Source organism: Microbacterium sp. 13-71-7, from assembly GCF_002257455.1.
In the GTDB taxonomy this organism is placed as follows: Bacteria; Actinomycetota; Actinomycetes; order Actinomycetales; family Microbacteriaceae; genus Microbacterium.
The window spans coordinates 1-13964 of sequence record NZ_NCKN01000098.1 but is presented as its reverse complement, the minus strand read 5'-3'; the positions used below and the strand labels follow the sequence as shown (position 1 = coordinate 13964).

Sequence of the window (13964 nt, the reverse complement as noted above, 5' to 3'; positions counted from 1 at the left end):
CCGATATCACGTTAGTGATATCGGTCCCGGTCTTCGTCACGGTCGACAACGACGTCGATGCGGCCTCTGCGGGGGATGAGATGGCCGTCAGCGGAGCCAGCCCGCCGGAAACAAGCGCGACAAGCAGTACTGCGGCGGCCGACCGGAGCCGTCGCCCGCTCCACGCGAGCAAGGTGGAACGGAACAACGCGCCATGTCGGCGGTCACCACGTTGCGTGTTGCGGGTGTCCCCATGTGCGGGATTCAAGTCACCAGCTCCTCAATTGCGGGGGCATCGCCCCTGAGTTCCGTCGTTCTCCCCGAATCGCCCAGAGCGCGTGTGCATCGTTCGGGCGGCTTCGGCAGTTGGCGCCGTGGCGGAGCGGAGCAAAGCCGCTATGTGCCGATGTCGGGTATTTCTGCTCAGGGGCGCGAGCCACGGGTCGTGTACTCGCGGCAGCAGCCGGCCCACTTCATGGCTTCAGCTTCAAATGACATTTGCGTCCCCAAGTCAACTCTCAAGCACTTCCCCAAGCGCTGTCCTTCATGCCTTCGTCCATGAGAGGACTATTGCGACGAGTTAGCACCTATTTGCAGGCAATGCCGGATACTTTGGCTCGCTGCGCCGGAGGAATCGGGTGATTGGTGGTGGGGATGCGCTGACGATGTCGGGAACCGGAGCCTTCTACGGCTGAGAGTGTTCCGTCGCCTAGCGTGTTTTGAGTTGGGTCCCGTGGGGGAAGAGAGCCTTGCGCCGGTTGTCCGAAGAACAAGTGCCGGTGACATGTCAACGGCACGGACCTTGCGCGACGCGTTCTCGCAAACAGGCCCCCGACCCCGGATTCGCAGGGTCGAGGGCCTTCCGATGACTACGGTCAGGCGGCGGTGACGGGCTGCCGCTCGTAGACGTCGATGGTTCCGCCCATCGCTGTGTGCGGGTGTCCGTCGAGTAGAGACGCGATCGTGTCGTACGAGTCCGCCTGCAGCAGTGAGAATCCACCGACCGTCGGATCCGCTCCAGGCGAGACGGCGGACGTGGGGTCGCCAAAGTCGACGATGGCATCTCCGGCGCGCGCTGCCCACGCGTTCCAGGCGTTCATCATCTCGGCGCCCTGTTCCGGCGTGGGCTCAGGCATCGCTGCCATCGCGGCCGGGTCGACACGGTAGATCAAAAGGTAGTTGGTCACGGGTGTGTTCCTTTCCTGTTCTAGGTCCTGGAAGCGTTGAGCTCCAGGGTCTGTGGGGCCGCACGCGGCGCGCCGAGCGCAGTGAACGGCGAGAGCCGGACTAGATGTGCGCGGACCTCGTACGTGAACCAGGCAAGATCGTCCATGTCTGGCTCGAGCTGACCATGGAAGTAGATGAGGATTGCTTCGTACAGATCCCCAGGCAGTTCGCTGCGTTCATTGGCGGGCAAATCCACGGTCGCTGTCGCGATGGCGGTGCCCGAATGGTCCTCGACAGTCAGCATCGCAGTCCAGGTGGTGAGATTTCGGGGATCCGAGGTGGTCGTGACCAGCACCGACGAGATGGCAGTGAGATCCAATGTTTGTCTGTCGATCTGAATCGGCTCAGTTTCGGCGTGCACCGATCACCTTCTCTTCTGCGAGCATCTGCCGAAGCTTCGGGTACAAGCTGCTTCCCGAGTTGACGGACATGAACGGATGGACGGCGCCGACGCCCGCGACGGTAGGCAGAAGTCGCGTTGCGTCTCGCCGCACGAATCCACGCTTCACCAAGCGCTTGACGATTCGCCTTACCCGCGGAGCGTGCAAGATGTCGAGGCGATGCTCGGGCGCAAGCAACGTGAGTTCGTCGACACCGTGGTCGGATTCGATCCTGTTCAGAATCGTCCAATCGCGTGAGGGCAGGAGCGCGCCGTGACGCGAACCCCGCTGGAGTTCACGTTGTACTTCGTCGTTCAACGTTGATGGAGTCACAGGCGTAACCTCACCGAATGGCTCTGCTCCGTTGCTAACCCTCACGTCCTTCAAGACGCAATCACCTCCGGTTCATCACGCGAACATACGACCTGGCCGGCGCATGCGATGGACACGCGATCTGGCGGTGATCGCAAGCCTGTCTTCCAGCGCGAGGAGCTGATACGACGGACCTTCTCCAGCGTTCGTAGCCGACTGCTGAAACGTCCGGGATTAACTCGGGCATTCTGCACGCGTTGTCGGCTCCAATTGGGCTGGTTGACGAACTCGCTGCCAACCTTCGACGGGGCTCCTGCCGCGCCCATCGGCTGTACGGCATCGGAACGATTGAGTCGAAGTCCGCCTGGAACGGCATCTCGACCAATCACCCGAGTGCCTGGCGAATGTTGGCGAAGAACTCGCGTGGTTGAGTTGGGGACGGGCGCAATAACGACTTGCTGAAGCCCGCGAGCGCTTGGATCCATGTCAAGGACTGACCAGTCAACGGTCGTAGTTGGGGGTGCGAACCGGGACGGGAGCGATGGTGGCATCGGGGGCAGTGGCTGTTGCGCCTCGCTGGCCTGTGACGGCCTGCGTGGGCACATCAACTGAGGCGTAGATCACCGGAATCATCCATGCCGCACCCTTGTTGAGGTCCACCTGTGAGGGTCCGGTTCCGAGGTGCGGGACACCCGACTTGGTGCTGTTCATGCGCGTCTCCCTGGCTGCACGGTTGGTGACGTGACGTTCTGAAGTGGTGACCTGGATGTGATGAAACCCGAGTTTGCCCTGATGGGCTTGTTGCGGGCGATGAAGCGTAACTTTCTGAGCGGTTTCTCGGAGGTTCCGTGCGCACGGCGGCGCATGTGCGGTGAGATGTACTGGCTAATTGAGCCGTGGATAAGACACGGAGCGCTCAGCGTCGAGCCTCGCGGGTGGGCACGCGGTTCCGCGCGGACCTGACGCCGATCGGGAGCTTCTTGGCGGAATGAAGCCTGAGATCGTCCAGCCGGCGTGGCGCTCGGCGCGGGCCAATGGGGGTGTCGGAAACAAAGGCCGGCCCGGCGCGGCCTTGCAAAGTAGGCCACCGCTCAGCACCTAGGTGACTCTTCTGGTTAGGCCGCGGAAGCGGCTGGTGCGGTCATGATGGCTTCGAATTTGACGGGCGTCAACCTGCCGAGGGCGCGTTGCCGGCGGCGCCGGTGATAGGTCCGTTCGATCCAGGTCACGATCGCGAGACGGAGGTCGTCGCGCGTGCCCCAGCGGCGGCTGTTGAGCACGTTCTTCTGCAGCAGCGCGAAGAAGGATTCCATCGCCGCGTTGTCACCGGCAGCACCGACTCTGCCCATCGAACCGACAAGCCCGTGCCGGTCGAGCTCGGCTTGGGAAACGCCGTTAACGAAACTGACTGCCCCTATCGCTGCGAACGGTCGTTCTGACAGGGGTGCGACGCTGGATCGCCATCCGCAGGGCCGAGACCGCAAGCTCTGAGGTCATCCGTTGATTGAGTACCCGACGATCCGGTTCGACCAGACGTCCTTGACCGCGCAGAGATAGACCTTGCCCTCACCGGTCGGGTGCTCCGAGATATCGGCAAGCCAGAGCCGGTCAGGGCCAGTCGCGGTGAACTCACGCCGGACGAGATCGTCGCGCACGGGCGGACCGCCAAGACGCCCCTTGCCGCGCCGTTTGCGGACGAAGGCGCTGAAGACCCCGTTCTCCGAGCACACCCGCCTTTCCGATGCGGTGAACCCGGCCTCGGCGAGCTCGTCGGCGATTAACCGATACCCGAACGCGGGATCGTTCACATGCACATCGATCGCCGCGTTGATCAGGTGCGCGTCGTCCCAGTCCCGCTGCGAGACGGGTTCCTGCACCCACCGGTAGTAGCGCTGTTTCGCGAACTTCAGCACCCGGCACGTCACCGCGACGGGGACACCGTCCGCGGCGAGTTCACTCACGAGCGGGTAGAGCCTTTTGGGCCGGACAGGTTCGCCTGCGACAGATACGCCGCCGCCCGCCGCAGGATCTCGACCTCCTGCTCGAGCAGCTTCACCCGCTTGCGCAGCTCACGGTTCTCGGCCGCTTCGCTCGAGGTCACACCTGGGCGGCGGCCGCCGTCGACCTCGGCGATCTTGACCCACCGCTGCACGCATGACTCCGAGATCCCGAAGTCCTGCGCGATCTGCGCGAACGACGACTCCCGTTTCAGCGCGATCGCAACGACATCGTCCCGGAACTCCTTGGGGAACGGCTTAGGCATGAGGACATCCTTCCAGCGGTGACGAATCACCACAGTTCAGGAGTCACCCCAACCCTCAGCAGTCCCGACTTCGTACACTCAAACGCGAAGTGGCCCGTAACGACCGGCGCACTGTCATCGGAAATGCCGTAGGTCGGGGGTTTTTGTTGCGTTTATCGGGAGTGGATCGCAGGGGTGTGAGTGATGCGGACACGGGAAAGGCCCCCAACTTCCTTGTAAAATCAAGGGAGTTGGGGGCCTGAGAGCTCCCCGGCTTGGACTCGAACCAAGAACCTGCCGGTTAACAGCCGGCTGCTCTGCCAATTGAGCTACCGAGGAATGCTTCCCGCTGCGCGGGCAACTCGTCAACTATAGCAAAGGATCCGCGCCTACTCCGCCTCGGCCCGACGCCCGGGCGCGTCGCCCCCGCGGCCGTCGTGCACCCTCGGAGGGACCCGCCGGAACGGGCCCCTCCGTCGGTGCAGGATCTGTGGGGATCAGCGCGCGGCGCCCTTGAGGGAGCCGGTCGTCTGCCCGGCCGGGTCGCTCACGATGCACTGCACGAGGCGATCGTTCATCGAGTCCCAGGTGTCCTTCGTCGGCGTCATGTAGGAGACGTCGAGCGAGGACGCGTCGTAAGCGACCCCGATGAACGTCGTGAACGCGTCGCCGGCGCACTTCTCCACCTCGGTGTCGATCGCCGCGGAGTCGTATTCAGCGCCCTCGAGCTTGAACTCGTAGAAGACCTCTTCGTCGTGCGGCTTGTCGCAGGGCACCACGTCGGTCTCGCTGATCGTCGTCCCGGTGTCGCTCATCTTGCAGTCGCCGAGCTTGAGGTTGAAGATGCCGATGTTCGAGCTCGCCGTGACCTTGGACTTGTCGTCGCGCGGCGCATCGCCGCCTCCGCTGCCGAGCACGCTGTTGAGCACGCTGCAGCCGCTGAGCCCTGCGGCCAGGACCAGCGCGGAGCCGACGACGGCGACGCGACGGAGAAGAGCGCGGTCGTTCATGGGAATTCCCCCTCTAGAAGCTATGAATCCACGCAGAATGCGGGACCGCTACGAACGTACCGGTGCAGAAGAGGAAATCTCAAACCTGCAGGAAAGCCGGTCTGTCCAGGGGGATTTCTGGTCGGAGTCGAAGTTTCGGGTCAGCCCTCGAGGTCGTCCACGCCCGGCATCCAGCTGGCCCCGGGGCGGCCCCAGCCGCGTTTGCGGGCGATCTTCTGCACGGTCTTCCAGTCGCCGTCGTCGAGGCGGTCGACATAGAGGATGCCGTCGAGGTGATCGAACTCGTGCTGCATGATGCGGGCGCGCCATCCGTCGACCTCGATGCGCACGTCGTCGCCGTTCAGATCCACGCCCGTCACGAGCACGCGCTCGGAGCGACGCAGCGGGAACCGCTCGCCGGGGAAGGAGAGGCAGCCCTCCGACTCGAGGTCGGGGTCGGGGGAGCCCGGCTCGAGGGGCGCCATCCACAGCACGGGGTTGATGATCTCCCCGCGCCAGGGGTTCTCGTCGTCGTCCACGTACGAATAGACGTAGATCCGCAGGCCGACGCCCACCTGGGGCGCGGCGAGCCCGACGCCCGGCGCGGTATCCATGGTCTCGTGCATGTCTGCCACGAGCGTGCGGATCTCGTCGGTGATCTCGCCGACCGGGTCGGCGGGGGAATGCAGGACGGGGTCGCCCATGATGCGAATCGGAAGCACAGCCACGCGTCAACCCTAGTCGGCGCATCACGGCAGGTAGGCTCGAAGGGTGCTGGAGAACGTGACGCGGACCATAGGGGCGGCCGACGTCGGCGAGCATCTCGCCGGGGTCTTCCAGAACCCCGGCCTGCTCATGGGCATCCCACTCGCTCTCGCCGGGGCGGTGTTCATGTCGCTCGGTGCGCAGTACCAGCACCGCGGCGTGGAGAAGGTGGAGCGGCTCAGCGGCTCCGACGCGGCCACCGGCCTCAGCTGGGTGCAGGTGCGCGGACTGCTCACGCGTCCCTCCTGGATCGCCGGCACGCTCATGCTGGCTCTGGCCATCATCTGCCAGCTCGCCGCGCTCACCAAGGCGCCGCTGATCGTGGTCCAGCCGCTGGGCGCGATCGCGCTGGTCATCACGACCCTGCTGAACGCCCGGGTGACGGGCATCACGCCCACCAAGCGCTCGCTCGTGTCGATCTTCGCGTGCGTGGGCGGCATCTTCATCTTCGTGCTGTTCGCCGCGCTGTTCGCGGTCGAGCGGGCGATCAGCGAGATCCAGCTGTTCACGATCCTCACGATCCTGCTGGTCGTGATCATCCTGCTCGGCGCCTGCTGGCTGATCCTGCGGCGCCGCATGCGCGCTCTCTTCTACGTGACCGGCGCGGGCATCCTGTACGGCTTCGTGGCCACCCTCGCCAAGGCCGTCATCAACCGGATCCAGGCCGGCCAGTTCGACTGGCTGACGGCCGTGTGCGTGATCGCACTGATCGCCGCGGGCGCCGCGGGCGCCTACTTCGTGCAGACCGCGTACGGATCCGGTCCTCCGGACCTGGTGATCGCGGGCCTCACGGTCGTCGACCCGATGGTGGCGGTGCTGATCGGCCTGCTCGTGCTCGAGGAAGGTGCGGCGGCCCCGTCGTGGGTGTTCATCGCGTTCGGGATCTCCGGCGCGATCGCGGGTTGGGGCGTCGTGACGCTCGCCCGCTACCACCCGCAGGTCGTCAGCGAGAGCCAGGAGCTGCCGATCACGCGAGGAAGCTCCGGCGGCGCCATGCCGTCCGCCCCGCACGGCGAAGCCGGGCAGGCGGACACGGAGACGCCTCCGGCGGGATCCGCCTCTCCGGGTGTGCCCCCGGGGGATGTGCCGGAGTGGCCGTCCAACGTGGCCCCGATACGACGAGAGGATCCGCCCCGCACCGACGGCGATGCCGACGAGCGCGGGAACGGATCCGCAGGCGTCTGAGCGGAGACCGGATCCGGTCCGTCAGACGATGATCCGGCTCAGTAGTCGACGTCGATGAGGTCGTGCGCGACCTCGGAGGCGGCGGCCTCGTCGACGAAGAACACGGTGCGCTTGCGCCCCTTGGCGCCCGCGGCCGGCACGTTCTCGTAGTTCGCCCCGGCCAGCGCGAGACCGAGCGCCGACGCCTTCTCGGCTCCGGTGAGCACGAGCCACACCCGCTTCGACGCGTTGATGACGGGGCGGGTCAGTGTGATCCGCTCCGGCGGCGGCTTGGGGGAGTCTCGCACGGGCAGCACGGCGGCCTCGGTCACGGTGATCTCCGGGCGGTCGGGGAACAGCGACGCGATGTGGCCGTCCGGGCCGACGCCCAGGAAGCACACGGCGAAGGAGGGCCATGCGCGCCCGCCCTCGCCGAAGCGGGCGAGTTCCGCCGCATAGGCCGCGGCGCCCTCGTCGAGGGTCAGCCCCGCATCGCTCGCCGCCATCTCGTGCACGTTCTCCGGGGGGACCGGGATCCGGTCGAGGAGCGCCGCACGGGCCTGCCCCGCGTTGCGCTCCGGGTCGTCCGCCGGCACGAAGCGCTCATCGCCCCACCAGAAGTGCACGAGCGACCAGTCCACCTCGGCCGCGCGTGCGTCCTCGGCGACGGCGCGCAGCACGGCGGATCCCATGCTCCCGCCGGTGAGCGCGACATGGGCGATACGTCCGTCCCTGATCCGCGCCTGGACGCGCACGAGGAAGCGGTCGGCGACGCGACGCGCCAGGGAGACGGGATCCGCGTCGATGACGACGCGCTTGGCGGGGGAGTCGGCGGCCATGTCAGGCGACCGGCTCCGGCGCGCTGAGCTTGGCGAAGCCCTCGGTGATCACACGGCCGTAGAGCACGTCGGGGTCGAGCCGGCGCAGCTCCTCCGCCAGGCACTCCCGCAGCGTCCGCCGCGGCAGATGAAGCTCATGATCCGGCTGTCCGGGCTGGGTGAGCATCGCGGATCCCGGTACCGGGCGCTCCAGCAGGATGTCGCCGTTGGCACGGGAGAGCCGCACCGACTTGATGCCGTGCGCCCACTGCGCGATCGGCTCGTACGCCCAGCGGACCGGCACGTCCAGCGCGAGGCCCAGCCAGGCGGCGAGCAGCGCGGTGGACGGGGAATCGGCGGCACCGCGCACCTCGACCGCGGTCACCTCGTCGAACGGCGGCTGATCGAGGACGGCGGCGAGCTGCTCCCGCCAGTGCGTGAGCCTGGTCCAGGCGAGGTCGGTGTCGCCGGGGACGTGCGTGCGGCCGAGCACCTCGAGCTGCGCCCGCACGTCGGTCGCGGTCGCCGCGTCGGTGATGCGGCGCTGCGCGATGCGTCCGAGAGGGGACTCGGCAGAGGCTTCCGGCGCCAGTGTCGGCCACCAGACGACCACGGGGGCGTCGGGCAGCAGGAGGCCGGTGACCAGGCTCTCCTCGTTGCTGGCTGCGGCCCCGTAGGCGTGCAGCACGACGACCTCGCTCGCGCCGGCGTCGCCGCCGACCCGGATCTGCGCGTCCAGACGCGCCTCGCCCTCGCTCGTGGTGAGCACGATGACGCGCATCGGGTGCTCGCGGGACGCGTCGTTCGCCGCGTCGACCGCTGCCTCGAGCGCGTCGTCCGGCGCCGCGATGATGAGCGTGAGCACGCGGCCGAGTGCGACCACGCCGCCTTCCTCGCGAGCCTTGACCAGGTTCTTCGCGACCTGGCTGGTGGTGGTGTCGGGCAGATCGATGATCACGGGCGCCTCCAGACACGTCCGTCGCGGGCGAGCAGGGCGTCGGCGGAGGCCGGGCCCCAGGATCCGGGAGCATACTGCTCCAGCGGGCCGCCCTCGGCGGCCCAGTACCGCTCCACCGGGTCGAGGATCTTCCAGCTGAGCTCGACCTCCTCGTGTCGCGGGAACAGCGGCGGATCGCCGAGGAGGACGTCGAGGATCAGACGCTCGTACGCCTCGGGGCTGGCCTCGGTGAACGCGTGTCCGTAGCCGAAGTCCATGGTCACGTCGCGCACGTTGCTGCCGTTGCCCGGAACCTTGGATCCGAAGCGCAGCGTCACGCCCTCATCGGGCTGCACGCGGATGACGAGGGCGTTCTGGCCCAGCTCCGAGGTCTGCGCGCCGCCGAACAGATGCTCCGGTGCGCGCTTGAAGACGACCGCGATCTCGGTGACGCGGCGGCCCAGGCGCTTGCCGGTGCGCAGGTAGAACGGCACGTCGGCCCATCGGCGGGTGTTGATCTCGAGCTTGACCGCGGCGTAGGTCTCCGTGATGGATTCCGGATCCATGCCGTCCTCGTCGAGGAAGCCGGTGACCTGCTCGCCGCCCTGCCAGCCGCCGGCGTACTGCCCGCGGGCGGTGGCCAGGGAGAGGTCGTCGGGCAGCGAGACCGCTGCAAGGACCTTCTCCTTCTCGGCGCGCAGGTGCTCGGCCGAGAGGCTGATCGGCTCCTCCATCGCGGTGAGCGCGAGCAGCTGCAGCAGGTGGTTCTGGATGACGTCGCGGGCCGCGCCGATGCCGTCGTAGTAACCGGCGCGTCCGCCGACGCCGATGTCCTCGGCCATCGTGATCTGCACGTGGTCGACGTAGTTGCGGTTCCAGATCGGCTCGTACAGCTCGTTCGCGAAGCGCAGCGCGAGGATGTTCTGCACCGTCTCCTTGCCGAGGTAGTGGTCGATGCGGAAGATCGAGTCGGCCGGGAAGGTGCCCTCGAGGGCGTCGTTGAGCGCCCGCGCGGAGGCCAGGTCGTGGCCGAACGGCTTCTCGATCACCACACGGCGCCAGTGGTCGGCGTCCTCGTGGGCCTCGACCAGCCCGGAGTCGCGCAGCTGCTGCGCGACGAGCGGGAACTGGTTGGGCGGGATCGACAGGTAGTAGGCGTGGTTGCCCATCGTGCCGCGTTCGACGTCGAGCTTCTCGACGGTCTCGCGCAGGCGTAGGAACGCATCGGGATCGCCGAATTCGCCCGACACGAAGCGGATGCCCTGCAGCAGCTGCGCCCACGTCTCCTCGCGGAACGGGGTGCGCGCGTGCTGCTTGACGGCGTCGTAGACGACCTGCGCGAAGTCCTGGTCCTCCCAGTCGCGGCGGGCGAAGCCGACCAGGGCGAACCCGGGAGGCAGCAGGCCGCGGTTGGCGAGGTCGTAGACGGCGGGCATCAGCTTCTTGCGCGACAGATCGCCGGTGACGCCGAAGATCACGAGGGCGCTGGGCCCCGCGATCCGGTTCAGCCGGCGATCATCGGGGTCGCGCAGCGGGTTGCTGCCGCGAGAGACGGGAACAGTCATCAGCGGGGGATTCTCCTGAGTGCTCTCTGGGGGTGCTTACTGCGCGGCCTCGAAGAGGTCCAGCACATCGTCCTGGGGTTCGGTGATCGTGAGGGTCACCACGGGGCGGCCGTGCGCAGCGAGCACACCGGCGTCTCCCGCGGCCTGCGCCTCGATGAGCTGCCCGAAGGTGAACGGGCGATCGGGGATCTCCAGATCCACGTCCGTGCGCTCGAGGATCTGCAGGAACACGCCCTGCGCGGGCCCGCCCTTGTGGTACTGACCCGTCGAGTGCAGGAACCGCGGACCCCAGCCGAACGTGGTCGGCCGTCCGGAATCCGCGGCGACGAGCTCGCGGAGGCCCTGGAGCTGCGGCATCTCGAGCCGGTTCACGTAGGCCTGGATCGACACGTAGCCGTCCGCCGGCAGCGTCCGCCACAGGGCGTCCAGGACGCCGGCGATCGTGCCGGAGGCGAGCAGGGAGGCGTCCGATGCGCGGACCTCCACCCCGTCCTGCTCGAAGGCGGCCGGCGCGGCCTCGGGCCGAGCGTCGAGCAGACCGCGCGCGGCGATCTTCGCCGACTCCACGTCGGGCTGGTCGAACGGGTTGATCCCGAGCAGGTATCCCGCGATCGCGGTGGCGTACTCCCACACGACGAACTGCGCGCCGAGCGTTCCGCTGACGAGGATCTCTTCGGGGTGGCGCTCACGCAGGTGGAACTCGTCGGCTTCGTCGACGAGGCGCACCAGCTGCAGGTCCGCCGGCCGGGCGTCGACCTCGGGCGAGACGGGGAGCAGGACGACGGGAAGGATCCCCGTGCCCTCCTTGCCGGTGGACTCTGCGACGAGCTGCTCGATCCAGTCGGGCAGGCCCACGATGTGGGTGCCGTCGGTGATCAGGCCCAGTTTGTCGCGCCGCGGACCGCCCGGGGTCTGCGCGCTGGCGGCGATCGCCGCACCGAGCAGGAGCGCCGGGTTCTCGGCGGAGTCGATCGCGACCTGCAGCAGCGTGGCCTCGGCCTCGTCGAGCAGCTCGGAGATGTCGACGCCGGCCAGCCCCGAGGGCACCAGTCCGAAGGCGGTCAGTGCGGAATACCGGCCGCCGACGTTCGGGTCGGCGTTGAACACGCGGTAGCCGGCGGCGCGCGCCGACTCGTCGAGCGGCGACCCGGGGTCGGTGACGACGACGATGCGCTCGACGGGGTCGATCCCGACATCGCGGAACGCCGCCTCGAACGTGCGTCGCTGCGAATCCGTCTCGACGGTGGATCCGGACTTGGAGGACACCACGAGCACGGCGTCGGCCAGACCGGCGTCGATCGCGGCGAGCACCTGACCGGGGGAGGTCGAGTCGAGGATCGTGACGTCGATGCCCGCGGTCTGCGAGATGACCTCGGGGGCGAGGGACGATCCGCCCATGCCCGCCAGCACGACGCGCGTGACGCCCTTGCCGGCGAGTTCATCGCGCAGGGCGAGGATCTCCGGCACGAGCGGACGGGAGACGGAGACCGCGTCCACCCAGCCGAGGCGGATGCTCGCCTCGGCCTCGGCGGCCTCGCCCCACACCGTCGGGTCGCCGCCGGTGATCCGGGACGCGATCAGCTCGCCCACCAGACGCGGGACGACCTCGTCGATCGCCGCCTTCGGCGCCCCGGACGTGTGGATCTCGAAACTCACCGCTGGGCTTCCAGTCCTTCGCGGACCTGGGTGAGCAGGCTGTGCCAGGAGTCGATGAACTTCTCGACACCCTCGTCCTCGAGCACCTGGGTCACGTCGGCGAAGTCCACGCCGACGGCCGCGAGACCCGCGAACACCTCGCGGGACTCCTCGTACGCGCCGGTGACGGTGTCGCCGGTCACGACGCCGTGGTCGAAGGTGGCCTCGAGGGTCTTCTCGGGCATCGTGTTTACAACGTTCGGCGCGATGAGTTCGGTCACGTACAGGGTGTCCGGCAGGGCCGGGTCCTTGACGCCGGTGGACGCCCAGAGCGGCCGCTGGCGGTTGGCGCCCGCGGCGAGCAGAGCGGCGGCGCGGTCGCCCGCGAAGGTCTGCTCGTACAGCTCGTAGGCGAGGCGGGCGTTCGCGAGGCCGGCCTTGCTCTTGAGCGCGTCGGCCTCCTCGGTGCCGATCGCGGCCAGGCGCTTGTCCGTCTCGGTGTCGACACGCGACACGAAGAACGAGGCCACGGAGTGGATCGTGGACAGGTCGTGGCCGGCGGCCTTGGCCTGCTCGAGGCCCGTGAGGTAGGCGTCGATGACCTCGGCGTAGCGCTCGAGGCTGAAGATCAGCGTGACGTTGATGCTGATGCCCTCGGCGATCGCCGCGGTGATCGCGGGGAGTCCGGCCTTGGTCGCGGGGATCTTGACGAGCAGGTTGGGGCGGTCGACCTTGGCCCAGAGGTCCTTGGCCTGGGCGATCGTGCCGTCGGTGTCATGCGCGAGGTCGGGGGAGACCTCGATCGAGACCCGGCCGTCGACGTGGCCGGTCTGCTCCCAGACCGGACGGAAGACGTCGAGCGCATCGCGCACGTCCTGGGTGGTCGCCTCGAAGATGGCCTCCTCGGCGCTCGCGCCCGATGCCGCGAGCTGCGCGACCTGGCTGTCGTAGGACGTGTCGTCCGGGTTGGTGATCGCGTTCGCGAAGATCGTCGGGTTGGTGGTCACGCCGACGACGTTGCGGGAGGCGATGAGCTCGGCGAGGTTCCCGGAGGTGATCCGGGTGCGGGACAGGTCGTCCAGCCAGATCGAGACGCCTGCGGCGGTGAGTGCTGCGGTGGGGGTGGTCATGCGTTCTCCTCGGATCCGTGCTTATGCGGCCGCGTTGGCGGCGATGGTCTCATGCGCCGCGACGACGACGGCTTCGGCGGTGATGCCGAACTTCTGGAACAGCGTCTTGTAGTCGGCGGAGGCGCCGAAGTGGTCGATGCCGACCGAGCGTCCGGTCGATCCCACGATGCCGTGCCAGGACAGGGTGGATCCGGCCTCGACCGAGACGCGCGCCTTGACCGCGGCCGGCAGGACCGACTCGCGGTAGGCCTCGTCCTGGTCGGCGAACCACTCGAGCGAGGGGGCGGACACGACGCGGGCGTTGACGCCCTCCGCGGCCAGGGTCTCGCGGGCGGCGACCGCGAGCTGGACCTCGGAGCCGGTGGCGATGAGGATCACGTCGGGCGTGCCGCCCGGCGCCTCGGCCAGGACGTAGGCGCCCTTGACCGTGTTCGACGCCGCGGCGAACGTGTCGCCCGACGCGTCACCCGTGCCTCGCGCGAAGTTCGGCACGTTCTGGCGGGTCAGCGCGTTGAGCGCGCTGGACTTGCCGGCGTTGGACCGGCCGGCGAACGCCACCTCGGCACCCTCGTCGGCGGGCAATTGGCGGACACGATGGGCGGCGAGCGTGAACTGCGCGCCCTGGAGCGGATTCGGGGACATGGGGGCGGTTTGACCGGTCAGGGTGCCACGGGGATAATCCTGCAGTTTCTGCCGGTCGCGCGCGCAGTGCGGTTGGCTTGGCGGCAGTATCTGCAAGGTCTTTCGGGAGACAAGTGTATGAGTTTTCGGCCCGCCGATTTTCGGCACGCTGTGCTTGGGGCGACCGTCGCCCTCGCGTT

General features: G+C 68.0%; 13 protein-coding genes, 1 tRNA gene and 2 pseudogenes. 1 reads left to right on the top strand and 15 read right to left on the bottom strand.

All coding sequences use genetic code 11. From position 1 onward, the window contains the following. The 9 genes and pseudogenes from B7X32_RS10970 to def form a co-directional block, all read right to left on the bottom strand. A partial coding sequence (locus B7X32_RS10970; RefSeq protein WP_292719403.1) for a hypothetical protein occupies nucleotides 1-247 on the bottom strand: 247 nt, incomplete at its 3' end. A 607-nt stretch (nucleotides 248-854) separates the two neighbouring features. Continuing rightward, a complete protein-coding gene (locus tag B7X32_RS10965) occupies nucleotides 855-1166 on the bottom strand; it encodes a hypothetical protein (RefSeq protein ID WP_292719401.1) in 312 nt (103 codons plus the stop codon). A gap of 20 nt (nucleotides 1167-1186) precedes the next feature. Next, complete coding sequence (locus tag B7X32_RS10960; protein WP_292719399.1) at nucleotides 1187-1567, bottom strand: hypothetical protein; 381 nt, start codon at nucleotides 1565-1567, stop codon at nucleotides 1187-1189. Continuing rightward, on the bottom strand, nucleotides 1551-1919 hold the full coding sequence (locus tag B7X32_RS10955; RefSeq protein WP_292719397.1) for a hypothetical protein: 369 nt from the start codon (nucleotides 1917-1919) through the stop codon (nucleotides 1551-1553). Before B7X32_RS10955 ends, B7X32_RS10960 begins: the two co-directional genes overlap by 17 nt. Nucleotides 1920-2399: 480 nt before the next feature. Then, nucleotides 2400-2609 carry a hypothetical protein gene (locus B7X32_RS10950; RefSeq protein WP_292719395.1) on the bottom strand — a complete coding sequence of 70 codons (210 nt, stop codon included), beginning with the start codon at nucleotides 2607-2609 and terminating at the stop codon, nucleotides 2400-2402. Between the two features lie 404 nt (nucleotides 2610-3013). After that, nucleotides 3014-4161, bottom strand: a pseudogene (locus tag B7X32_RS10945) (IS3 family transposase). 245 nt (nucleotides 4162-4406) lie between these two features. Beyond that, nucleotides 4407-4479: transfer RNA gene (locus B7X32_RS10940), tRNA-Asn, on the bottom strand. Between the two features lie 158 nt (nucleotides 4480-4637). Then, nucleotides 4638-5150 carry a septum formation family protein gene (locus B7X32_RS10935; RefSeq protein WP_292719393.1) on the bottom strand — a complete coding sequence of 171 codons (513 nt, stop codon included), beginning with the start codon at nucleotides 5148-5150 and terminating at the stop codon, nucleotides 4638-4640. Between the two features lie 140 nt (nucleotides 5151-5290). Further along, nucleotides 5291-5857 (bottom strand): peptide deformylase, encoded by a 567-nt coding sequence (gene def, locus B7X32_RS10930; RefSeq protein ID WP_292719391.1) that lies wholly within the window; start codon nucleotides 5855-5857, stop codon nucleotides 5291-5293. A 127-nt stretch (nucleotides 5858-5984) separates the two neighbouring features. Between def and B7X32_RS10925 the strand changes: the two genes are divergently transcribed. Further along, nucleotides 5985-7079 carry a DMT family transporter gene (locus B7X32_RS10925; protein WP_292719405.1) on the top strand — a complete coding sequence of 365 codons (1095 nt, stop codon included), beginning with the start codon at nucleotides 5985-5987 and terminating at the stop codon, nucleotides 7077-7079. A 38-nt stretch (nucleotides 7080-7117) separates the two neighbouring features. On the opposite strand, the gene pgl is transcribed toward B7X32_RS10925, so the two are convergent. From pgl to B7X32_RS10895, 6 genes and pseudogenes are all read right to left on the bottom strand, one after another. Further along, entirely contained in the window at nucleotides 7118-7897 is a 780-nt protein-coding gene (gene pgl / locus B7X32_RS10920; protein WP_292719389.1) for a 6-phosphogluconolactonase, read from the bottom strand. A 1-nt stretch (nucleotide 7898) separates the two neighbouring features. After that, nucleotides 7899-8834 (bottom strand): glucose-6-phosphate dehydrogenase assembly protein OpcA, encoded by a 936-nt coding sequence (locus tag B7X32_RS10915; protein ID WP_292719388.1) that lies wholly within the window; start codon nucleotides 8832-8834, stop codon nucleotides 7899-7901. Next, a complete protein-coding gene (gene zwf, locus B7X32_RS10910) occupies nucleotides 8831-10378 on the bottom strand; it encodes a glucose-6-phosphate dehydrogenase (protein WP_292719387.1) in 1548 nt (515 codons plus the stop codon). The genes B7X32_RS10915 and zwf overlap by 4 nt, the downstream gene beginning before the upstream one ends. A 36-nt stretch (nucleotides 10379-10414) precedes the next feature. Continuing rightward, nucleotides 10415-12034 (bottom strand): glucose-6-phosphate isomerase, encoded by a 1620-nt coding sequence (locus B7X32_RS10905; RefSeq protein ID WP_292719386.1) that lies wholly within the window; start codon nucleotides 12032-12034, stop codon nucleotides 10415-10417. Continuing rightward, nucleotides 12031-13143, bottom strand: coding sequence for a transaldolase (gene tal / locus B7X32_RS10900; protein WP_292719385.1), 1113 nt, complete (start codon nucleotides 13141-13143; stop codon nucleotides 12031-12033). The genes B7X32_RS10905 and tal overlap by 4 nt, the downstream gene beginning before the upstream one ends. Nucleotides 13144-13164: 21 nt before the next feature. Then, a pseudogene (locus B7X32_RS10895) lies at nucleotides 13165-13704 on the bottom strand (transketolase C-terminal domain-containing protein); the annotation flags it as partial. Between the last annotated feature and the right edge of the window lie 260 nt (nucleotides 13705-13964).

What these genes read in the sequence shown, in the direction of transcription:
- B7X32_RS10950 (WP_292719395.1), bottom strand. Translation starts at nt 2,609, where the DNA reads ATGAACAGCACCAAGTCGGGTGTCCCGCACCTCGGAACCGGACCCTCA.
- pgl (WP_292719389.1), bottom strand. Translation starts at nt 7,897, where the DNA reads ATGGCCGCCGACTCCCCCGCCAAGCGCGTCGTCATCGACGCGGATCCC.
- zwf (WP_292719387.1), bottom strand. Translation starts at nt 10,378, where the DNA reads ATGACTGTTCCCGTCTCTCGCGGCAGCAACCCGCTGCGCGACCCCGAT.
- B7X32_RS10935 (WP_292719393.1), bottom strand. Translation starts at nt 5,150, where the DNA reads ATGAACGACCGCGCTCTTCTCCGTCGCGTCGCCGTCGTCGGCTCCGCG.
- tal (WP_292719385.1), bottom strand. Translation starts at nt 13,143, where the DNA reads ATGACCACCCCCACCGCAGCACTCACCGCCGCAGGCGTCTCGATCTGG.
- B7X32_RS10925 (WP_292719405.1), top strand. Translation starts at nt 5,985, where the DNA reads ATGGGCATCCCACTCGCTCTCGCCGGGGCGGTGTTCATGTCGCTCGGT.